Source organism: Sphingobium sp. TomTYG46, from assembly GCF_055396345.1.
Genome location: NZ_AP027324.1, coordinates 2,396,164 through 2,417,949 on the forward strand (window position 1 = coordinate 2,396,164; position 21,786 = coordinate 2,417,949).

17 protein-coding genes are annotated in these 21,786 nt (G+C 63.8%); 10 read left to right on the forward strand and 7 right to left on the reverse strand.

From position 1 onward, the window contains the following. Nucleotides 1-26 precede the first annotated feature (26 nt). The 3 genes from ACZ5YV_RS12120 to ACZ5YV_RS12130 are packed head-to-tail and all read right to left on the reverse strand — an operon-like array spanning nt 27 to nt 2,074. On the reverse strand, nt 27-761 hold the full coding sequence (locus ACZ5YV_RS12120; RefSeq protein WP_464787831.1) for a thioredoxin domain-containing protein: 735 nt from the start codon (nt 759-761) through the stop codon (nt 27-29). A gap of 45 nt (nt 762-806) precedes the next feature. Continuing rightward, nucleotides 807-1,487 carry a thioredoxin domain-containing protein gene (locus ACZ5YV_RS12125; protein WP_464787832.1) on the reverse strand — a complete coding sequence of 227 codons (681 nt, stop codon included), beginning with the start codon at nt 1,485-1,487 and terminating at the stop codon, nt 807-809. 44 nt (nt 1,488-1,531) lie between these two features. After that, a complete protein-coding gene (locus ACZ5YV_RS12130; RefSeq protein ID WP_464787833.1) occupies nt 1,532-2,074 on the reverse strand; it encodes a DUF721 domain-containing protein in 543 nt (180 codons plus the stop codon). Nucleotides 2,075-2,100: 26 nt separating this feature from the next. On the opposite strand from ACZ5YV_RS12130, the gene mutY reads away from it, so the two are divergent. From mutY to ACZ5YV_RS12150, 4 genes are read left to right on the forward strand one after another with little or no spacing between them, the layout of a single operon-like run. Beyond that, on the forward strand, nt 2,101-3,159 hold the full coding sequence (gene mutY / locus ACZ5YV_RS12135; RefSeq protein ID WP_464787834.1) for an A/G-specific adenine glycosylase: 1,059 nt from the start codon (nt 2,101-2,103) through the stop codon (nt 3,157-3,159). 15 nt (nt 3,160-3,174) lie between these two features. Next, nucleotides 3,175-4,077 carry an NAD(+) diphosphatase gene (gene nudC / locus ACZ5YV_RS12140; RefSeq protein WP_464787835.1) on the forward strand — a complete coding sequence of 301 codons (903 nt, stop codon included), beginning with the start codon at nt 3,175-3,177 and terminating at the stop codon, nt 4,075-4,077. Nucleotides 4,078-4,124: 47 nt separating this feature from the next. Beyond that, the gene (locus tag ACZ5YV_RS12145; RefSeq protein ID WP_464787836.1) at nt 4,125-5,471 is read left to right on the forward strand and encodes a TldD/PmbA family protein; all 1,347 of its coding nucleotides are present in this window, start codon (nt 4,125-4,127) and stop codon (nt 5,469-5,471) included. Continuing rightward, the gene (locus ACZ5YV_RS12150) at nt 5,458-6,267 is read left to right on the forward strand and encodes an inositol monophosphatase family protein (RefSeq protein ID WP_464787837.1); all 810 of its coding nucleotides are present in this window, start codon (nt 5,458-5,460) and stop codon (nt 6,265-6,267) included. The genes ACZ5YV_RS12145 and ACZ5YV_RS12150 overlap by 14 nt, the downstream gene beginning before the upstream one ends. Nucleotides 6,268-6,314: 47 nt before the next feature. Here the strand turns inward: ACZ5YV_RS12150 and ACZ5YV_RS12155 are convergent, their stop codons facing one another. Next, a complete protein-coding gene (locus ACZ5YV_RS12155) occupies nt 6,315-7,034 on the reverse strand; it encodes a GDSL-type esterase/lipase family protein (protein ID WP_464787838.1) in 720 nt (239 codons plus the stop codon). A 120-nt stretch (nt 7,035-7,154) separates the two neighbouring features. Between ACZ5YV_RS12155 and ACZ5YV_RS12160 the strand changes: the two genes are divergently transcribed. Next, nucleotides 7,155-8,114, forward strand: coding sequence for an acyltransferase family protein (locus ACZ5YV_RS12160; protein WP_464787839.1), 960 nt, complete (start codon nt 7,155-7,157; stop codon nt 8,112-8,114). Here ACZ5YV_RS12160 and ACZ5YV_RS12165 read toward each other — a convergent pair. Both ACZ5YV_RS12165 and purD read right to left on the reverse strand, forming a co-directional pair. Beyond that, nucleotides 8,111-8,623 (reverse strand): hypothetical protein, encoded by a 513-nt coding sequence (locus ACZ5YV_RS12165; protein WP_464787840.1) that lies wholly within the window; start codon nt 8,621-8,623, stop codon nt 8,111-8,113. The two genes, ACZ5YV_RS12160 and ACZ5YV_RS12165, sit on opposite strands and share 4 nt — an antisense overlap. A gap of 76 nt (nt 8,624-8,699) precedes the next feature. Next, on the reverse strand, nt 8,700-9,977 hold the full coding sequence (gene purD, locus ACZ5YV_RS12170) for a phosphoribosylamine--glycine ligase (RefSeq protein WP_464787841.1): 1,278 nt from the start codon (nt 9,975-9,977) through the stop codon (nt 8,700-8,702). A 7-nt stretch (nt 9,978-9,984) separates the two neighbouring features. On the opposite strand from purD, the gene xseA reads away from it, so the two are divergent. The 4 genes from xseA to ACZ5YV_RS12190 all read left to right on the forward strand — a co-directional run bounded on the left by xseA (nt 9,985) and on the right by ACZ5YV_RS12190 (nt 15,961). Beyond that, on the forward strand, nt 9,985-11,490 hold the full coding sequence (gene xseA, locus ACZ5YV_RS12175; RefSeq protein WP_464787842.1) for an exodeoxyribonuclease VII large subunit: 1,506 nt from the start codon (nt 9,985-9,987) through the stop codon (nt 11,488-11,490). A gap of 33 nt (nt 11,491-11,523) precedes the next feature. Further along, entirely contained in the window at nt 11,524-11,736 is a 213-nt protein-coding gene (locus ACZ5YV_RS12180; RefSeq protein WP_449470660.1) for a DUF2093 domain-containing protein, read from the forward strand. Then, the gene (locus ACZ5YV_RS12185; RefSeq protein WP_464787843.1) at nt 11,733-12,572 is read left to right on the forward strand and encodes a M23 family metallopeptidase; all 840 of its coding nucleotides are present in this window, start codon (nt 11,733-11,735) and stop codon (nt 12,570-12,572) included. The genes ACZ5YV_RS12180 and ACZ5YV_RS12185 overlap by 4 nt, the downstream gene beginning before the upstream one ends. 377 nt (nt 12,573-12,949) lie before the next feature. Then, on the forward strand, nt 12,950-15,961 hold the full coding sequence (locus tag ACZ5YV_RS12190; protein WP_464787844.1) for a TonB-dependent receptor domain-containing protein: 3,012 nt from the start codon (nt 12,950-12,952) through the stop codon (nt 15,959-15,961). Between the two features lie 100 nt (nt 15,962-16,061). Here ACZ5YV_RS12190 and clpB read toward each other — a convergent pair whose 3' ends face one another. Continuing rightward, entirely contained in the window at nt 16,062-18,641 is a 2,580-nt protein-coding gene (gene clpB, locus ACZ5YV_RS12195; protein ID WP_464787845.1) for an ATP-dependent chaperone ClpB, read from the reverse strand. 246 nt (nt 18,642-18,887) lie between these two features. On the opposite strand from clpB, the gene ACZ5YV_RS12200 reads away from it, so the two are divergent. Further along, the gene (locus ACZ5YV_RS12200) at nt 18,888-21,764 is read left to right on the forward strand and encodes a M16 family metallopeptidase (RefSeq protein ID WP_464787846.1); all 2,877 of its coding nucleotides are present in this window, start codon (nt 18,888-18,890) and stop codon (nt 21,762-21,764) included. Nucleotides 21,765-21,786 lie beyond the last annotated feature (22 nt).

Genomic DNA, 21,786 nt, shown 5'->3' on the forward strand with positions numbered 1-21,786 from the left:
GAAAATGTCCGCCCCCCTTGAGCCAATCAGATACCCGCTTCCTTGAGCTTGGGCTGCAAAGTCGCCCAGGTTGCGACATTGTCGATCTTCACATCATTCAGGATGAAGGTCGGCGTACCCTCGATCTTATATTGATTGTTCGCCGCCTCGACGCCCTTGGCCAGCTTTTCGGCGGCGGCGGTGTCGGCCAGGCACTGCTTGGCCTTATCCTCGGCAATCCCACGCTGCTTGGCGAAATCGATCAGCCCGACAGCGGCGGCCAGATTGCCGAAACGCTGCGCAGGCGGCGCGCTCATCAACGCCTGATATTTGGCGTCGCCCAGCGACTGCGCCTTTTCGAACATGGCATTCTGGTTGGCGAAGAACTGCTCGCTGAGCGGATAGAAGACGTCCTTGCCGCCGCAACGAGCGAGCAGCGACGTGGAAATATCGATCGGATCACGCACGAAGTTGCGGAACTCGAAACTCATCTTGCCGGTGTCGACGATCTTGCGGATCTCCTCTGAAGCCTCCGCCGAAAAATCGCGGCAATGGCTGCAGGTATAGGACCCATATTCGATCAGCTTAACCTTCGCCTGCGGGTTGCCCATGACGAACCCGCCTTCGGGGGTCTGAGTCACTGTGCCGGACCAGCTGGTTCCGGCAGGGGCAGCAACAGCAGCGACCGGTTCTGCGGACGCGTTGCTGGCCGCGTCCTTTTTCCCGCAGGCGGAAAGGGACAGCGAGAGGGCGATAAAGGCAAGTCCGGTAATGGCTTTCACGGTGTGCAGGCTCCGTTGCTCGGGCATCAGGATCAAGGGTTTAGTTTACTGTGCGGCGGCGGGCAATGCGTCGCGCAAGCTGGCCCAGCTCGATCCGTCCACGCGCGTCCCGTTGATGGTGAAGGCAGGCGTGCCGCCAATCTTCACCTTGTTCCACGCCTCGTCGGTCATCGCCAATATCTGCTTCATCCCCGCTGGATTGGCGATGCAGGCGTCAAGCTGCGCAGGCGTGAAGCCTCGCTTGCCCATCAATGTGTAAAGGCCCGTATTGCGCCCGATGTCGCGCAACAGGGCGATCTGCTCGGACGGCTTGGCCGCGCCCCGGTCATAGGCCTGCAACTGCTCCATCCAGGCATCCTGATTGGCGAACAGCGCCTCATGATTGCCAAAAAAGCGCTTCGGCCCGCCGCACCGTGCCAGCAGCGCGGCCGTCAGGTCATATTTGTCGCGCACCGCATTGCGCGCTTCCACGCTCACCTTGCCGCCCTTCACATAGTCGGCTTTCAGCGGCGCGCTCGCCTCGCCAATAAAATGAGCGCAATGCGAACAGGTATAGCTCACATATTCGACCAGCTTGGTCGGCGCGGCCGGGTTGCCCAGCACATGTCCCCCAATGGGCGACAGCGCGACCCGTGTCGTCCAGTTGACGGCGGGCGCGGCGATCAGCGTACGGGGTAGGGCGATCAATGTGAGGAGGCCAAGGATTAGCAAGCGCGATTTCGTCATGCGTTCTCCAATGAAGCGCCGCCCCTGTACGGCAATTGAACGGTTCAGCTGATCTTCGGCAAACCATTGGAATTGACAAGCCCCTGCGCGAGAGACTCCAGCACGGCCCGCAATTCCGGGTCGCCAATGTCACGCAGCGAATCGCCAAGCTCTACCGGCACCGGCCTTAAATTACGGGGCGGCGGGCGGCGTTCGGGCGTGGAACCGCGCACTTCGCCCTGCTTCATCGCGACCTTCGCCACGGCGGCATAGCCAAAGAAGCGGTTCACCCGATCGATGATGTCGGGGAGCACATGCTGGATCATCGGCGCATGGCCGCTCATCACCGTCAGTTGCAGCGTCCCGCCTGCTTTCTTGCCCACTGGAAAGCGGATCGATTCGGGCGCGGAAATCTCCGCATAATGCTGCCCCACAATCTCGGCCCAGCGCGTGACGATGCTCGACTGGACAAAGCCGAACTTGCGGAAAGCGGCAGCGCCGATCTGCGGCATCAGATCGGCAATCTGGCGCGGGCCGCCGACGCGGGGCCGCTCCGTCGCCGCTTGCGCGCGGCTTTTCAATTTGGGTGTCGCGGGCCGTTCCGTCATGCGCTGCTTAATGGCATAGGGCGACCATGGACGTCGAGCGGAACCTCATGAAAATCGCAGCAGATCTGCTCGGACATTATGACGTCCATGCCCGTCGCCTGCCCTGGCGTGCCCCACCGGGGGCCAATGCGGCCGACCCCTATCGCGTCTGGCTGTCGGAGGTCATGCTTCAGCAAACCACCGTCGCCGCCGTCGGCCCCTATTTCGCGAAGTTCACCGATCGCTGGCCGTCGGTAGAGGCACTTGCCGGGGCGGAGGATGTCGACGTCATGGCGGCGTGGGCGGGCCTTGGCTATTATGCCCGCGCCCGCAACCTGCTCGCTTGCGCCCGCGCCGTGGCGAACCAGCATGGTGGCATTTTCCCGGATAATGAGGAAGGACTGCGCGCTCTCCCCGGCGTTGGCGCCTATACCGCTGCTGCCGTCGCCTCCATCGCCTTCGGCCGCCGCGCCGTAGTGGTGGACGCCAATGTGGAGCGCGTTGTCGCCCGCCTGTTCGCCATCGACACGCCGTTGCCCGCCGCCCGTCCCGCCATCCGCGCCGCTGCGGACAGCATCACGCCCGATGCCCGCGCTGGCGATTTCGCGCAGGCGATGATGGATCTTGGCGCGACCATCTGCACATCTCGCAACCCCGCCTGCGGCATCTGCCCGTTGCGGCAGGATTGCGCCGCTTTTCGCACGGCCGATCCCGCCGCCTTCCCGGTCAAGGCCGCGAGGAAGGCGAAACCGCATCGCCTCGGCCATAGCTGGTGGATCGAGCGGGCGGACGGCCATGTCTGGTTGATCCGCCGCCCGGCCAAGGGCCTGCTCGGCGGCATGCGCGCTCTTCCTTCCTCACATTGGAGCGCGACGCCCGATGCCACCCCGCCGCTCGCCGCGACCTGGAAGGCGCTGCCGGAGCCGGTCGCCCATGTCTTCACCCATTTCTCGCTGGCCTTGACGGTTCACGTCGCCCATGTGGCAAAGGAAAGCATGCCGCCGGGTGAGGGCGAATGGTGGCCACTCCCTCGCATAGGGGAGGCGGGTCTACCCACCCTGTTCCGCCGCGCAGCTGAGGCAGCAATGAAGGCCAAGCAGCAATGAAGGAGAGCGAAACCCATGTCCCCTGACCAGCTTGGCTATGCTGGCGGCCGCCTCGATCGCGCCGATCATATCCGGATGAAGCCAGACCTTGTGACGCAGGCGCTTGCCTCGCCCGATGCCAGCTGTCTTGTCCTCGATGGCCTCGATCCGGTCACGCAGGACGGCCATCTGCTCATGGAGCCGCTGCCTGCCGATGCTAAGGTGGAGGAGTATCTGCTGCTCGGCATCGACGAAGCGCAGCGCCCGATCTTCGCCCGCCTTACCGAGGAAAGCGGCACGAACTTCGTCCCCAGCACCCGCAGCCGCGCCATCGTTACCGAAGTGTCCGCCGACGAAGTCGCGCTCTATGGCGCGGCGCGCAGCCTGGTCCACTGGCATGGCCGCCATCCCTTTTGCTCCGTCTGCGGATCGCGCACCTGTCCGGAAAAGGCGGGCTGGGCGCGCCGCTGCGGCTCTTGCGATGCCGAACATTTTCCCCGCGTCGATCCGGTCGTCATCATGCTCGCCGAACATGACGGCCGGGTGCTGGTCGGACGACAGCATAGCTGGCCGCAGGGCTTCTACTCCGCGCTCGCCGGTTTCGTGGAGCCGGGCGAAACCATCGAAGAAGCCGTGGCGCGGGAAATCAAGGAGGAGGCGGGCGTCGCCGTTCACTCCGTCCGCTACGTGATGAGCCAGCCCTGGCCCTTCCCTTCCTCGCTGATGATCGCCTGCATCGCGCAGGCTGACGACGATGCGCTGACGCTGGATGCAACAGAGATTCAGCATGCCCTCTGGTGCGACGCAGCCGAAGTGCGCGCGGCGCTGGCAGGGGATGCAGACGCGCCCTTCACGACGCCTCCGCCGATGGCCGTCGCCCACCATCTCCTCAAGCATTGGGCCGATGCGCAGGTTGCCCAGCCGGGTTCAAGCGCGTAAGGCCATGGCCTTACGCCTCACCCCCTCAGCAGGAACGCCCCGCACCCATGCTCAGCCTTGAAGAAGCCCAGTCCCGCGCGCAGGATCTGGTGACGGCGGCACGCAGGGCCGGGGCTGACGCGGCCGACGCCGTCTATGCCTGCAACGCCTCGACCACGGTCGCGGTGCGCCTTGGCGCGCTGGAGGATGTGGAGCGATCGGAAGGCGAGGAAATCGGCCTGCGTGTCTTTGTCGGCCAGCGCTCGGCCAGCATCGCCGCGTCCGACATGAATCCCGCGACCTTAAGCACGCTGGTCGATCGCTCCATCGCCATGGCGCGGGAGGCGCCGGAAGATCCCTATGCGGGCCTCGCGCCCGAAGAGCGGCTGCTACGCGGCGCTTTGCCTGCACTCGACCTCGCCGATCCGAGCGAGCCCGAACCCGCGAAACTGCGGGAGCGCGCCCTGGCTGTCGAGGAAGCCGCCCGCGCCGTCAGCGGCGTCACCAATAGCGAAGGTGGCGGCGCGTCCAACGGCCGCAGCCAGGTCGCGCTCGCCACCAGCCACGGCTTTGCCGGTGCCTATGCGGGCACCAGCCATTCGACTTGGGCCAGCGTCCTCGCAGGCACTGGGGCGGACATGCAGCGGGACCATGCCAGCCACAGCGTCCGCCATCTGGTTGATCTCGATGATGCCGCGACGATTGGCGCCCGCGCGGGGGAGCGCGCCGTTGCCCGCCTCAACCCTGCCAAACTCGAAAGCGGCGTCCTTCCCATCCTATTCGACCCGCGCATTGGCTCCAGCCTGTTCGGCCATCTGATCGGAGGCATCGTCGGCCCCGCCATCGCCCGCCGCTCCAGCTTCCTGCTCGATTCCCTTGGGGAGAAGCTGTTCGACAGCGCGATCACTATCATCGACGATCCGCTTCGTCCGCGCGGAATGCGCTCGCGCCCCTTCGACGGAGAGGGGCTGCCGGTCGCCCGCCGTGCCTTGATCGATGCGGGCGTGCTGACCGGCTGGCTGATGGAAAGCGCTTCCGCCCGCCAGCTTGGCCTCCAGCCCACCGGCCATGCCAGCCGGGGCGGCAGCGGCGCGCCTGGCGCAGGCGTGACCAATGTGCATATGGAACCGGGTGACGTCTCTCCCGCCGCCTTGATGGCGGACATAAAGCGTGGCCTCTATGTCACCGAACTGATCGGCATGGGCGTGAACGGCGTCACCGGCGATTATAGCCGCGGCGCCGCTGGCTTCCTGATCGAGGATGGCGTGATCACCCGCCCGGTATTTGAAATCACCATCGCCAGCCATTTGAAGGACATGTTCCGCGCCCTCGTCCCGGCGAACGACCTTGTATTCCGCTATGGCATGAACGTGCCCACCATCCGCATCGACGGGATGACCGTTGCCGGGGGCTGAGATCGATCTGCGCGCGCTCGTCGGCGCGGTATCGGACGCGGCCGACCGGGCGCTTACCCTCTGGGCGGGCGGCCAGACGCAGGTGCGCCAATGGGAAAAGGTCCCCGGCCACCCTGTCTGCGAGGCCGATCTCGAAATCGACGATATGCTGCGCCAGAGCCTCAGCATCATCGATCCCACGGCGGGCTGGCTGTCGGAAGAAACCGCCGACACCGTCCACCGCCTCGACCTTGCCCGCGTGTGGGTGGTCGATCCGATCGACGGCACCCGCGACTATCTGCGCGGTCGTCCGGGCTGGTCCGTGTCGGTCGCGCTGGTCGAACATGGCGCGGTAAGCATCGGCATTTTGGCCGCGCCTGCCCGCAACGAATTGTGGATCGCGCGGGCTGGCGAGGGCGCCACCCGCAACGGCCGCGTGCTTTCCGCAGGGTCCCGTATGATCCTGCCCGGCGCCCGCGTCCCCGCCGATCAACTCCCCCGCTACGACCGCGACCTCGTCACCGTTCACAAACCCAATAGCATCGCGCTGCGTATGGCGATGGTCGCCGCCGATGAGGCCGACCTTGTCGCCACCGTCCGCTGGGGCAATGAATGGGATGTCGCCGCCGCCGCCCTGATCGCGCAGGAAGCGGGGGCAACCGTCACCGACGCGCTCGGCGTCCCCCTGTCCTTCAACCGCCCGGATCCCACCGCCTTCGGCCTGCTATGCACAGCCCCCGGCATCCACGAAGCAGCGACGCAGCGCCTCGCCCCCCGCGCCCGCGAACTGCTGCGCGATCCGAGCATCGTCCGTTAAACTGCCTCCGTCCGGTCTCAGGGAGAACGGGTGTTGATAGGACCAGCTTAAAGCGGCGTTCCCGGATCGCAGCGTTTCACCACCCCTGCGGGCAACGTCTCACGCAGCCGCTGGCGCACAACCCGTGCCCAGATATGATAGCCCGCCGGGTTCATATGGACGCCATCGGGCCGGTAATTATCGCCCGTCCTGCCATTGGTCAGCAAGGGTGAGGTAATATCGACATAATAGGCTTGCTGCATCCTGGGCAGCAGCCGTTGGGCCGCTACATTATACAGTTGCTGCGCCGGGAAGTGAGTCCAGCGGCCAGGACTCGGCTTCATCGACAGCACCAGCACCGGCACATCGCCCATCATCTGGCGGCGCAGTTCCAGAAAGGCGGCCAGATTGCGCACCACTTTCCGCACTGGCACGTCGCGCGCAATGTCATTTTCGCCAGCGTAGAGGATGATAGCGGCGGGCCTTGCCTCGCCCCGTACATTGGCGAAGCGCGGTACGATTTCGCCAAAGCCCGTATCGTCAATGCCGCGATTATAGGCCACCCACGGCGCCATGTCCCGTTCCAGGCTGGTCCAGCGATGGATTGAGGAACTACCGATGAACCAGAGCGCGCAGCCTTCCGCCCGGGGTGGCGCGTCGGGCAGACCGGCGCTCGCATCGCGATAATGCTGAAAAACAGTCCAGCCACCGAAGATCAGGCAGAAGACGGCCACCGCCATCACCGCCTTTGCAGCCCGCGACTTTTCCAGCCGCTCAAGAGCGCCCATCCCCATCGAAAGTTATAGGTAGAGCATTTTTCGTCCATGAAAAGCAGGAAAACAATCGGTGTTAACTAAGCGGCAAGGCTCGTGACGGCATCGTTCCGATTGGGGCGTACGGGAAATAGCGTGACGAAGAATCCATCGATCGACCTGGCCAAGGGCGTGCTTATGTTGCTCGTCATGGCTGGTCACGCCATGGAACTGGTCGGCGCTCATGGCCTTTTTCTGTGGGTAGGGTCGGGCTTTCGTATGCCGTTGATGCTTGGCATTTCCGGCTATCTCCTGAATGTCGCCCGCATTCGCGGCGGTGGTTTTACCGAACTCCTATCCCGTTATGGACGGCGCATGCTGCTGCCCTGGCTTGTCGCGACCATTATCTATCTGATTTCCAGCCAATGGCTCATGTCATGGACCACGCCTTTCGACGTGCTGCTCCGTCCGCCTTTCCATCTTTGGTACGTCCCTGTTCTCTTCTTCCTCATCCTTATGACCTGGATGTTGCCCTTCTCGCCACTGATACTGCTCGCCCTTAGCGCGCCTTGCAGTCTGACCATCATGTATGCGTTCGGGCTGGGTCATGGTCCGATCTTCGACGGTCTCTTCGCGCCCGATAGCCGCTTTCTGCGCTACCCAGTCTATTTCTTCTTCGGGATGACGCTTGCGCAGACTGCTTTGCCGCGCCGTTTCCTGGCTCCCACCCTGCTGCTCTGCGGTCTGGGCCTCGCCTGGTGGTCCGGGCTTTATCGCAGCGGTTGGGAATTGGCCTATGTTCCCGCACGCCTGCTGATGTGCCTTGGTCTCATCGCGCTGCTGCCGCTCACGACGGCAGTCAGGCTTGAAGTGCTTCCTTTAAACGCGATTGGCCGCAACAGCCTCTTTTTCTACCTTTGGCACCCGCTGCTGATGGGATCGACGATCCTTACCGGTATCGGTCCCTTCGCAACGTTGGCGCTTTCCATCCTGCTGCTGGCGATCGGCAGCCGCTTTGCCGCGCGCAACAGGCTGACCGCGCTGTTGTTGGGAGCGAGCCCAGTGAAGCAGAGCACCTCACAAACTGCTCCCACACCGGCACTCGCAACGCCCTAAAGCTTGCCGTATTTCGCCTCGAACCCAGCAATATCGTCGGCGGCGAGATATTTCGCCTGATCAACCCACTGGTCGCGCACCGGCCGACCCTTGAAAGTACCGAGCTTCGTATCGATCGCCGCGATGTCGGCTTCGCTCCAATTGGCGATTTGCGCATAGCGGGTTACGCCAAGTTCGATCAGCAACTGGTTGAGCTTGGGGCCGACCCCCTTCAACCTCAGCAGATCGTCATGCGCATCCGATGCGGGCGCTACTGCCGGAGCAGCCGCAACTGGCGGCGCAGGCCCAATTACAGGCTGAGGCTCAGCCGCGATTGTGGTGGGTGCAACGGTCACCGGTTCCGAGGCGGCGCGCGCGACCGGAGAGTCTTGCCGTTCCACCACGGGGGCACGCTCGGCCGGGGCGTTGTCGATGGGCGTCTTGCGCCCCGCCAGCAGGAATACGACGCCGATCAGGACCAACAACCCGATCAACAGCCACAGGCCATAGTCCATGAAAAATTCCTGCATCACGCTCCCTCCCGTTTTTCAGGCTCTTATCTAAGGGCGCTGGCGCACAATGGGCAAGAGCCTGCGTCGGACGGTCTCAGCGCCCCTCACGCTCAACTTCTCGCCAGCCAATATCGCGGCGGCAAAATCCGGTCGGAAAGTCGATGGCGTCCACCGCGCGATAGGCCGCTGCCTGCGCCTCGCCCACGCTGCTGCCGCTGGCCGTGACGTTCAGCACCCGGCCGCCATTGGCGACCAGCACGCCATCCTTGTCCGCCGTTCCTGCGTGGAACACCCGCGCGCCGCCAGATTCCGCGGCTTCGATACCGCCGATCGCGCCGCCCTTTTCCGGCGTACCCGGATAGCCATTCGCCGCCATCACAACGGTCAACGCGGTGCGGTCAGCCAGCTTTACAGGCCCCTGCTCCGCCAGCCGTTCTTCCGCCACCGCCAGCAGCAGCTCGACTAGATCGCCGTCGAACCGCATCATCAGCACCTGGCATTCCGGGTCGCCGAAACGCGCATTATATTCGATTAGCTTTGGCCCCTCATCGGTCAGCATCAGTCCCGCATAAAGAACGCCGGAATAAGGCGTCCCCTCGGCAGCCAGCGTCTCGACGGTCGGTCGGATGATCTTCTCGATGACTTCCGCTTCCAGCTCGGACGTCAGCACCCGCGCGGGGCTATAAGCGCCCATGCCGCCGGTATTGGGTCCGGTATCGCCGTCACCCACCCGCTTATGGTCCTGCGCGGAGCCAAAGGGCAGGATGGCGCTCCCATCGGTGAGTGCGAAGAAGCTCGCCTCCTCGCCAGTCATAAACTCTTCCAAGACTACTTCCGCGCCTGCCGCGCCGAAAGCGCCGGAGAACATGTCCTCGATCGCTTCGACGGCCTCATCGCGCGTCTCCGCAATAATCACGCCCTTGCCAGCCGCCAGACCGTCTGCCTTGATCACCACCGGCAGGCCAAAGTCGCCAAGCGCCGCGATCGCGCCATCCTTGCTGTGGGTGCGCTCATAGGCCGCGGTCGGAATGTTCGCGCGCTTGCACAAATCCTTGGTGAAGCCCTTGGACCCTTCCAGTTGCGCCGCCTTCTTGCCCGGCCCGAACACCGGATAGCCTTTGACCCGCAGATTGTCGGCAAGCCCGTCGACCAGCGGCGCTTCCGGCCCGATCACCACCAGCCCGATCGAATGGCGCAGGCAGAAATCCACTACCGCGCGATGATCCGTGGCATCCAGGTCGACCAACGTCGCATGCTGGGCTATGCCGGGATTGCCGGGCGCTGCATAAAGGGTCGTGAGGCTGGGCGATTGCGCCAGCTTCCAGGCCAAAGCATGTTCGCGGCCACCGCTGCCCAACAGAAGGATGTTCATTTCGCCCATGTCCCCGGAATATGAAGCTGGTTTGGATGCATCGGGCCGCCTGTTAGCCGAGGAACGGGCGGGGGACAACGCGCCGCCGCTGTCGGTGAGCGAATTGTCGGCCATATTGAAGCGCACGGTCGAGGATCGCTTCGGCCATGTCCGCCTGCGCGGCGAGATTTCCGGGTTCAAGCGGGCCGCTTCGGGCCACCTCTATCTTTGCCTCAAGGATGACAATGCCGTCATCGACGGGGTGATGTGGAAGGGCGGGGCGCAGCGTCTGCCCTTCGCGCCGCAGGACGGGGTAGAGGTGATCGCCACCGGCAAGCTCACCACCTATCCCGGCCGCTCCAAATATCAGATCGTCATAGAACGGATGGAGCTTGCGGGCGAGGGCGCGCTGATGGCGCTGCTCGAAAAGCTCAAGGCAAAGCTGGCGGGCGAGGGCCTGTTCGACCGTGATCGCAAACGCCCGCTCCCCTTCATGCCGCGCACCATCGGCGTCGTCACCTCGCCGACCGGGGCCGTGATCCGCGACATCCTCCACCGCCTCGAGGATCGCTGCCCCACCAACGTCCTGCTCTGGCCGGTGCTGGTGCAGGGGCAGGGCGCCGCCGAACAGGTGGCCCGCGCGGTGCGCGGCTTTTCGGCCATGCAGGCCGGTGGCCCGCTGGCCCGTCCCGACCTCGTCATCGTCGCGCGCGGCGGCGGATCGATCGAGGATCTGTGGAGCTTCAACGAGGAAATCGTCGTTCGCGCCGTGGCGGAATCTTCGATCCCCATCATCTCCGCCGTGGGGCATGAAACCGACACCACCCTTTGCGACTATGCCGCCGACATGCGCGCGCCTACGCCGACCGCCGCTGCGGAAATGGCGGTGCCGGTGCGGGCGGACCTGATTGCGATGCTGACCGAACAGGGCTTGCGCATGAACCGTGCCGTGCGTCGCGGCGCCGCGCAGGCGCGGGAGCGGCTGGAGATGCAGGCGCGGCTCATGCCGTCGCCCGACATGCTGCTGGCCCCCCAGCGGCAGCGGCTCGACCAGTTGTCCGGCGATCTTGGCAACGGCCTGCGCCACCGGGTTGCCGATGCGCGCGCGCATCTGGGGCAAGCCGGCGGCGCCCTCCGTCCCGCGCTCCTGCACCAGCATCTGAGCCGCGCGAAGGAACGGCTCGACCGTCAGCGCCTGCGTCCCGATTATCTGACCCGTGTTTTTCACGATCGCGCCACCGCCTTCGACCGCCTGTCGCGCCTGTTCGTCTCGGTCAATCCCGACCTGCCGCTCAAGCGCGGCTTCGCCCGCGTCATGGCGGGGGACCGCCTCGTCAAGACGGTCGACGAAGCCCGTGCGGCAGGCACGGTGTCGCTCCATTTCGACGATGGCGCGGTCGCGGCGACGGTGGAAGGCGGGCCGCCATCGCCAGCCCTTGAGAAGGCGCCGTCGCAAGCTATATCCCCTACATCCCGCCCTTCCCGCAAATCGCAGGAAGGCGGAGAAATCCGCCAGCAGGACCTGTTCTCCTGATGGGCATGAATGTGAAAAAGGCCGCCTGATCCGATGCTGATGTCCAACCGCGATCGCCCGGCCCGCCTCCACTATATGGCCTACAGCTTCCGCGTCCTTCAGGCAGGCGACCATGTCGTTTGCGCCGTCACGGGCCAGCAGATTCCGCTCGACGACCTGCGTTATTGGAGCATCGCCCGGCAGGAACCCTATGCCAGCGCCGAAGCCTCGGCCCAGGCGGAGTTGAAGGCGCGCGGCCTGCGATGAAGTGCTGGGCAGCCGCGCTTCTGCTGATGACAGGCAGTGTGGGCGCGGCGAGTAACCCTGCTCCCGTCCCCGTCGCGAGCATCACCCTTCAAGGCACCGCGCAGCAGGGCGGCACGCTCACCGGCACTACGCCGCCCGCTACGGCGGAATTGCGCCTCGACAATCAACTCGTCCGCGTCGATCCCGATGGACGCTTTCTCATCGCCTTCGACCGTGACGCCGGGCCGCAAGCGCAGCTCGCCGCCCGCCTCTCCGACGGTCGCACGATCAACCAGATGATCAGCGTTGCCCCACGCGCCTGGCGGATCGAGCGTGTCAATACGCCGCTTCGCCCGGTGCGCGACAATGAAGCCTTCCTGGCCTTGCGCCGCCCGGAACTGGCGCAGATCACTGCCGCCCGCGCGCAGGAAACTGGCGCTCAAGGCTGGCGCCAGCGCTTTGTCTGGCCGCGTGTCGGCCGCATCTCCGGCTTGTTCGGATCGCAGCGCGTCTATCAGGGTGTGCCCGGCGCCTATCATGGCGGCATCGATATCGCCGGGGCGACCGGCGATCCCGTTCTGGCGCCTGCGGACGGCGTAGTGACGCTGGCGGCCGATCACCCGTTCACGCTGGAGGGCAATCTGCTGATGATCGACCACGGTCACGGCCTCAGCAGCGCTTTCCTCCATCTGTCGCGCATTGAAGTGCAGCTTGGCCAAGCCGTCCGCCAAGGTCAGCGCATCGGCGCGATCGGCGCCACCGGCCGCGCTACTGGCCCGCACCTTCACTGGGGCTTGCGCTGGAACGACGCGCGGATCGACCCGCTTCTGCTCACCGGACCAATGCCAGCAAACTGACTGAGATGCATTTGCGCAACTTAGTGTAACCCGCGGCAATGACAGAGCATCAAAGTTCCGCCTGCCATAAATGACGCCAAATAAAGTTGTTAAACGAACGTAAAACCGCACTTATCGCCTATGTGGCAAATTTACGACAGTGAAACAGCAAAGTGCGCTCCGCTCCCCAGCATTGCTTTACACGCATAAAACGACTGCGCAGACTACCCCGCAGTACGGATGAAGAGGGGTTTGCTGTCGGGCTCCAAGGCCCCCCTTCATGCGTCAAAAATCAGGGCGCAGGCTCGCTTGCGTCGCTCCAGAGCAAGGGACTGGATTGTGAAGAAAATCTCGAACAATGCGTGGCTGCGCAATAGCGCGGCGCTGCAGGCACTTGCATGCGCGGCGCGGGCTTTGCGGCGCTCGCCGCCCCTGCCTTTGCGCAGGACACTCCGGCTGGCACCGTGGCCGAAGAACCGCAGGCGACCATCGTTGTCACCGGCTCCATTTTGCGGCAGGACGTGAACAATACGCCTTCGCCGATCTCGGTCCTCACGTCCGAGTCGCTTGAACAGCGCGGCATCCAGACCACGCAGGAAGCGCTTCAGCGCATATCGTCCAACAATGGCGCGGCGCTCACCAACAGCTTCTCCGCCAATGGCGCCTTCGCGGCGGGTGCATCGGCCGTGTCGCTGCGTGGCCTCACTACCAGTTCAACCCTGGTCCTGTTCGATGGCCAGCGCGCGGCCTATTATCCGCTGGCGGATGACGCGACCCGCAACTTCGTCGATCTGAACACCATTCCGGACGATATTGTCGACCGCGTCGAAGTGCTGCGCGACGGTGCGTCGTCCACCTATGGCGCAGACGCCATCGCGGGCGTCATCAACGTCATCACCAAAAAGCAGTTCAAAGGCATCAGCGGCCGCATAGAAGGCGGCCTCACCGAACGCGGCGATGGCGAGAATTATCGCGCAACGCTGACCGTCGGCACCGGCGACCTTGGCCGCGACGGCTATAATATCTACGCCAGCGGCTTCTGGTATCGCCAGAACGCCCTCTATAATCGCGACCGCCCCTATCCCTATAATTCGCAGGACCAGTCCGGCATCTGCCGCGACGGCGTTTGCGGGCCGCAGGTCGGCCCTAATGGCGGCTCGATCAACCCATCCAGCACCGGCTATGTGGGCTGGGCTGACGCCACGGGAACGAGCGACCGTCGCTCCTTCGCGACCACCTTCTTCGTGGCTCCCACAGATTCGCTGAGCGCGCTCGATGATCCGCTCGGCCGTTATCAGATCCTCAACCCCGCCGCAGGCTGTATCGCGGGCGAGACGCCCTATACGCTGACCGCAGCTGAACTGGCGGATACGGATCAGAATGCCTTCGCGCCGAACACGGTTTGCCAAGGCGATCTGGTGCGCCAATATGGCGTCATCTCCCCTCGTATCGAGCGTTTCGGCGGCGCGCTGAAGGCAACAGTGGCCGTCACTGACGACATCGAAGCCTCCTTCACCGCCAATTATCTGCAGAGCAAGGTCAGTTACAGCGGCGAGCCCGCGACCATCCGCGCCAACGGCCCGGCTGGCATCAGCTTCCCGCGCTTCAGCACCTATAATAACGGCTTGCCGAATGCGCCCGGCTCCTTCGCTTTGGCGCTTCCGGTCTATGTCTGCCCGCTGGTCAACGGCCTGCCGCAGCCCAATTGCGATGTGACCAACGGCACGCTCAACCCCAATAACCCGTTCGCGGCGCAAGGGCTGCAGGCGCGCATCATGGGCCGCATCCCCAATCTCAACGAATATAATGAGACGCTTAGCCGCACCTATCGCGGCGCTTTCTCCATCGCCGGGCCGATCACCGACAACTGGAACTTCGCGGCGGACATCGTCGGCATGGTGACGGACCTCACCCGCACGTCGAAGGGCTATGTTTATATCCAGAACCTGCTGAACGTGGTCGCGGACGGCAGCTATAATTTTGTCAATCCGCTGTCGAACAGCCCGTCGGTTCTCGATTATCTGTCCCCGGACAATATCACCAAGTCCAAGTCCGAACTCTATGCCGCTCAGCTCAGCTTCAACGGCACGCTGTTCGAACTGCCTGCTGGCCCCGTCCAGCTCGGTTTCGGTGGCCAGATCCGTCTGGAATCGATCAACGCGCCGAGCGCCAATGACGACTTTGCAGGGCCGACACAGCGCTATTTCGTCCTGAACGCCTTCGGCACGAAGGGCGAGCGCGTCGTTCGGTCGGGTTTCTTCGAATTGAACGTCCCGGCGTTCGAAGGCTTCGAGGTCAACGGCTCAGGCCGCTACGACAGCTATAATAGTGGCCAGAGCGCCTTCTCGCCGAAGGTCGGGTTCCGCTACAAGCCGATCGACGCGCTGACGTTGCGCGGCACCTGGTCGCGCGGCTTCCGCATCCCCAGCTTTGCGGAATCCAATGCCTTGCCGACCACAGGCTTCGTCAACAACACGGCGTCGACCTTCCCGGAATCCTATCTCGCGCAATTTGGTTGCACGAAGGACACGTTCACAAGCTGTCCGACCTATCTCAGCTCCAGCAGCTACGGCCAGACTCAGTTGGCCAGCCCTGACCTGAAGCCTGAGAAGTCGACCAGCTGGACGGCGGGCGTCATCTTCGAACCGACCCGCAACATTCGCCTCAGCGTCGATTATTACAACATCAAGAAGAAGGGCGCGATCATCCCGGCTCCGTTCGGGCCGGCGCTGGCGGCCTATTATTCGGGCCAGGCGATTCCGGCGGGCTACAACATCATCCAGGATTCGCCCGATCCGCAACGTCCCGGTGTCCTGCCGCGCGTCGCCTATGTCCAGGCGCCGCTCATCAACGCCAACACGATCCGGTCTGAAGGTCTGGATTTCGCGGCAACTGGCCGGTTCAACTTTGGCGATGTCCGCTTCACCAGTTCGGTGGAGGCCACCTACATCATCAATCTGGACACTACCTTCGCAGACGGCAGCCGAGAAAGCTATGAAGGTACGATCGGAAATTACAGCCTGACGGCGGGTTCGGGCACGCCCGAATGGCACGGCAGCTGGACCAACACGCTGGAATGGAAAAAGTGGACGCTCTCGGCCACGGCTGAGTTCTTCGGCGGCTACAATCTGTCGGCTGAAGATGTTGAAGGTCCCGGCACGTCGGGCGACTGCGGAATGCTCTCTCCGCAGTTCGTGAAGTGCAACGTCGCTGATTATATCACCGTCGATCTCACCACCAGCTACAAGCTCAACGACAATTTCACGGTCTATCTGAACGTGTTGAATGTCTTTGACGACCTGCCGCCGATCGATCCGGTCACCTATGGCGCAAACAACTATAACCCCGTCCAGGGCGGCACCGGCATCTACGGTCGCGCCTATCGGCTGGGTGTGAAGGCCGACTTCTGATCTGAAGTCGTAACGTTAGGAAAAGGAAAGGGGCGCGTCCGAAAGGATGCGCCCCCTTTTTCGATATAAGCCTCTCCCCTGAAAGGGAGGCCGATGAACATCACCCCACATCCAACTGCAAAGCCCCATCGCCCTCATCCACACGCACCGTCGCGCCGTCCGGCACCTCGCCGCGCAGGATCAGATCCGCGAGCGGATCCTGCAAATACCGCTGCACCGCCCGCTTCAACGGCCGCGCGCCATAGACTGGGTCATAGCCTACCCGTCCCAGCCACGCCCGCGCGCCATCTGTCAGGTCCAGCTTCACCTTGCGGTCCTTCAGCAGCTTGCCGATCCGCGCCACCTGAATGTCAACGATCGGCGCCATGTGGCTCGCACCCAGCCGGTGGAACAGGATCACCTCATCCAGCCGATTCAGGAACTCCGGCCGGAAATGCCCCCGGACGATGTCCATCACCTGATCCTCGACCTTCTCCACCGGTTCGTCGTCGGCAAGGCTTGCGATGAACTGGCTGCCCAGGTTTGACGTCAGCACGATGATCGTATTGGTGAAGTCCACCGTCCGCCCCTGCCCATCGGTCAGGCGGCCGTCGTCCAGAACTTGCAACAGCACATTGAACACATCACTGTGCGCCTTCTCGACCTCATCGAACAGCACGACCTGATAGGGCCGCCGCCGCACTGCTTCGGTCAGCACGCCGCCTTCCTCATAACCGACATAGCCCGGAGGCGCGCCGATCAGCCTCGCAACGCTGTGCTTCTCCATGAACTCGCTCATGTCGATCCGCACCATCGCGCTGTCATCGTCGAACAGGAAGCCCGCGAGCGCCTTGGTTAGTTCCGTTTTGCCGACGCCCGTGGGTCCAAGGAACAGGAATGACCCAAGCGGTCGGTTCGGGTCCTGCAATCCAGCGCGGGAGCGCCGCACGGCGGTTGACACGGCCTTCACCGCGTCGGCCTGTCCGATCACCCGCTTGCCAAGCTCTTCCTCCATGGCGAGCAGCTTTTCACGCTCGCCTTCCATCATCTTGTCGACGGGGATGCCGGTCCAGCGCGACACGACCGAGGCAATGTCCTCCGGCGTCACTTCCTCGCGCAGCATCGCGCCTTCGGTCGCGCCTTCCGCCTCGGCGATCTTGCGCTCCAGATCGGGAATGCGCCCGTAAGCCAGCTCGCCCGCCTTGGCGAGGTCGCCCGCCCGTTGCGCCTGTTCCAGCTCGACCCGCGCGGCCTCCAGCTGTTCCTTCAGCTTGCTGTCGCCCGCAATCTTGTCCTTCTCGGCCTGCCAGCGCTGCGTCAGCGCCGCCGATTGCTCCTCAAGGTTCGCGAGGTCCTCCTCCAGCGCGTCCAGGCGATCCTTTGACGCCTTGTCGGTCTCCTTCTTCAGCGCCTCGCGTTCGATCTTCAACTGGATGATCCGCCGGTCGAGATTTTCAATCTCCTCGGGCTTGCTCTCCACCTCCATACGCAGGCGGCTTGCCGCCTCGTCCATCAGGTCGATGGCCTTGTCCGGCAGGAAGCGGTCGGTAATGTAGCGATTGGAAAGCATCGCCGCCGACACCAACGCGCCATCGGTGATCCGCACTCCATGATGCAGCTCATATTTCTCCTTGAGCCCCCGCAGGATGGAGATGGTGTCCTCCACCGTCGGTTCGCCTACGAAGACCGGCTGGAAGCGCCGCTGGAGCGCGGGGTCCTTCTCGACATATTTGCGATATTCGTCGAGCGTCGTCGCCCCGATGCAATGCAGTTCGCCGCGCGCCAGAGCAGGCTTCAACAGATTGCCCGCATCCATCGCGCCTTCCGACTTGCCCGCACCGATCAGCGTGTGCATCTCGTCGATGAACAGGACGACCTGCCCTTCCGCGCCCTTCACTTCGTCCAGAACGCCCTTCAGTCGCTCCTCGAACTCGCCACGATATTTCGCGCCGGCAATCAGCGATCCCATATCGAGCGCCATCAGCGTGCGGTCCTTGAGCGTATCGGGGACGTCGCCATTGGCAATGCGCAGCGCCAGGCCCTCGGCGATCGCGGTCTTGCCCACGCCCGGGTCGCCGATCAGCACGGGATTATTCTTGGTCCGCCGCGCCAGAATCTGGATCGTCCGCCGGATTTCCTCGTCCCGGCCGATCACCGGGTCCAGCTTGCCCTCGCGCGCCGCTTCGGTGAGGTCGCGGGCGAACTTCTTCAGCGCATCATAGCGATCCTCCGCGCCTGCCGTGTCGGCCGTGCGCCCGCCGCGCAGATCGTTGATCGCGCTATTCAGTGCCTCCGGCTTCAGTCCCGCCACCGCCAGAGCTTTGCCCGCCGCGCTCGTGGTTGCGAGCGTCAGGGCCAGCAGCAGCCGCTCCACCGTGACAAAGCTGTCCCCGGCCTTGGCCGCCACCTGTTCGGCACTGTCCAGCACCCGCACCGCGTCATTGTCGAGGCCCGGCGTCTGCTGCGCCCCGCTGCCCGATACCGCAGGCACCTTGGCCAGCGCCGCATCGGTTTCCCGCAGCGCGACAGCGGGATCGCCGCCCGCCGCCTTGATCAGGCCGGAAGCCATGCCCTGATTATCTTCCAGCAGCGCCTTCAGCAAATGCTCCGGACTGATCCGCTGATGGCTCATGCGGATCGCCACGGTCTGCGCCGATTGCAGGAAGCCTTTGGCGCGGTCAGTGAATTTTTCGAGGTTCATAGGAAGCCCTTCGTGAAACTAGCCACGATGTAATGTTGCATAAATGACACACAAGAGGCGCTACGCAATTATCCTTAGCATCGCTCGCCCACCCGGCGCAAACCTGCCCATATTAGAGGAAGATAAGCCTCCGATCCCGACGCGCCGTCCATCCAATGCATATTGCGCCGTCCCCATGCGCCGCTATGCTGCGGCCACCCATTGCCGCTTCCCCGGCCATGATCTCCAGCTTCGATGAGGGCGCCCATGATTTTTTCCTCCACCTCGCGTCGCCTGGCTCTGTCGCTTGGCCTGTCTTCATTAACCCTGTCGATCATCGCCTTTCCAGTCCCCGTCGCACGCGCTGCCCCAGCGATTCAGACGGCTCCAGCCCCCCTCTCCCGCCTCGTTTCCGCTGTCGATATTCCCTATGAGCAGTTCACGCTGAAAAACGGGCTGCGCGTCATCGTTCATACCGATCGCAAGGCTCCCGTGGTCGCCGTATCGGTCTGGTATCATGTGGGCTCGCGCTTCGAGCCTGCGGGCAAGACCGGCTTTGCTCATCTGTTCGAACATCTGATGTTCTATGGTTCGGAAAATGCCGATGGGCCTTTCTTCGGACGGCTGGAGGATATCGGCGCGACCGACTGGAACGGCACGACCTGGTTCGATCGCACCAATTATTTCGAAACGGTGCCGACCGGCGCGCTCGACCGGGCATTGTTTCTCGAATCCGACCGCATGGGCCATCTGCTCGGCGCGGTAACGCAGGCCAAGCTCGATGCGCAGCGCAGCGTCGTGCAGAATGAAAAGCGGATGGGCGAGAATGAGCCCTATGGTCTGGTCGAATATGCCCAGCTCGCCGCCATGCTGCCCGAAGGCCATCCCTATCGCCATTCGACCATCGGATCGATGGCGGACCTGAATGCCGCCAGCCTTGCCGACGTGCAGAACTGGTTCAAGACGCATTATGGCCCGAACAATGCCGTGCTGGTGCTGGCGGGCGATATCGATGTGCCGACCGCCAGGGCGAAGGCCGAAAAATGGTTCGGCAATATCCCGACCGGTCCCGCGCCCAAGGATGTGGACGCCACCGTGCCAACGCTCGACAGGCCAGTCGACAAGCTGATGCACGACAATGTCGCGGCGACCCGGCTCTACCGCAACTGGATCGTGCCGGGCGTCAATTCGGCCGACCTGCCTCAACTCGATCTGGCGATGTCGGTGTTCGGCGGGCTCAAATCCTCCCGCCTCGACAATATATTGGTGCGCGACGAGAAAGTGGCCGTCGGCGTCAAGGCCAGCATCCAGCCATTCGAAAAGCTGTCCATCGCGGAAATCACCGTTGACGTGAAGCCGGGGCAGGACGCCGCCGCCGTTGGCAGGCGGCTCGACCAATTGCTGGCCGACTATCTCGCCAAGGGGCCTACCGCCGACGAAGTTCAACGCGCCGCGACCCAGCAGCTGTCGGGCACTATCGGCGGTCTGGAAAAGGTCGGCGGCTTCAGCGGTAAGGCGGTGACCCTGGCGGAAGGTGCAGTTTATTCGGACGATCCGGGCAAATATAAGAAGGACCTCGCCCTCTACGCCGCCGCCACGCCGCAGTCGGTGGGCGACACTGCCCGCAAATGGCTTGGGCGTCCGGTATTCCGGCTGACCGTGGCCCCCGGAGAACGGACGGCGGAGGATAATGCGCTCGCGGGCAACGCCACGCACCACCCCGCCTATTTCCGCGATCCCAAAAAGCCCGCGCCGGTAGCCGCCACGCCACCGCCACCGACCCGCATTGCCGAACCGTCGATCGAGCCGGTCAAGGATCTGGATTTCCCCGCTGTCGAGGAAGCGCGGCTGAAGAACGGCATTCCGGTCGTATTCGCTCGGCGCGCGACCGTTCCGGTGGTGCGGGTGTCGGTATCCTTCGACGCGGGCAATGCTGCCGATGACAAGGCGAAACTCGGCACGGCCGCGCTGACGACGGCGCTGCTGGATGAAGGTACGAAAACGCGCAGTTCGGTGCAGATTGCGGAAGAACAGGAACGGCTGGGCGCCTCGATCGGCGCGAGCAACGGCATGGATGCCACCACCGTCGGCCTCTATGCGCTCAAGCCCAATCTTGATGCGTCGCTCGGCCTGCTCGCCGACGTCATTCGCAACCCGGCCTTCGCTCTGGCAGAGGTGGAGCGCATCCGAGGTCAGCTACTGACTCGCATCGCCGCCGAGAAAACGGAGCCGATGCCGATCGCGCAGCGTCTGCTGCCGCCTTTGCTTTATGGCACCGCGCATCCCTACGGCATCCCCTTCACCGGATCGGGCACGGCCAGCGGCGTCAAGGCGGCGACCCGTGCCGATCTGGCCGCCTTCCATGACAAATGGATGCGGCCTGACAATGCCACCATCTTCGTGACTGGCGATACTAGCCTGGCCGAAATCATGCCGATGCTCGAAAAGCGCTTCGGCGACTGGAAAGCGACTGCCGTGGCCAAGGGCAAGAAGCTCTTCCGCATGGACCGGATGGCGCGCCCGGCGCGGATCATCTTGGTCGACAAGCCGCAAAGCCCGCAATCGATGATCCTCGCGGGCCTGCTGACGGGCAAGCAGGGTACCGACAACCCATTGACGCTGCAGACCGCCAACGAAGTGCTGGGCGGCAGCTCTACCTCGCGGCTGATCATGGACCTGCGTGAAACGAAAGGCTGGGCCTATTCCGCTGGCACCGCGTTGCCCGGCGTCAAGGAAACCATCCCCCTGCTGGTCTATGCCCCTGTCCAGACCGACAAGACCGGCGCATCCATCGCCGCCGCGCGTCAGGACGTTGCCGATTTCCTGACCGCCAAGGGCACGACAGAGGCCGAACGCAACCAGACCATCAACAGCCAGATCCTGTCTCTGCCGGGCAGCTTTGAAACGTCGTCGGACCTGATGGGGGCGATGATGCGCAACCGCCTGCTCGGCCGCCCGGACGATTTCTACGAAACGCTGCCGGGCCTCTACCGTGCCATGACCGCCGCTGACCTCGACAAGGCCGCGCGCGAGGCGATCGATCCCACGCGACTGATCTGGGTCGTCGTGGGCGATGCAAAACTCGTCCGGCCGCAGCTTGACGCGCTTGGCCTGCCCGTCGAAATGGGAACCCTTGCCGATTGAGGCTGCTTTGAGGAGATGAAGT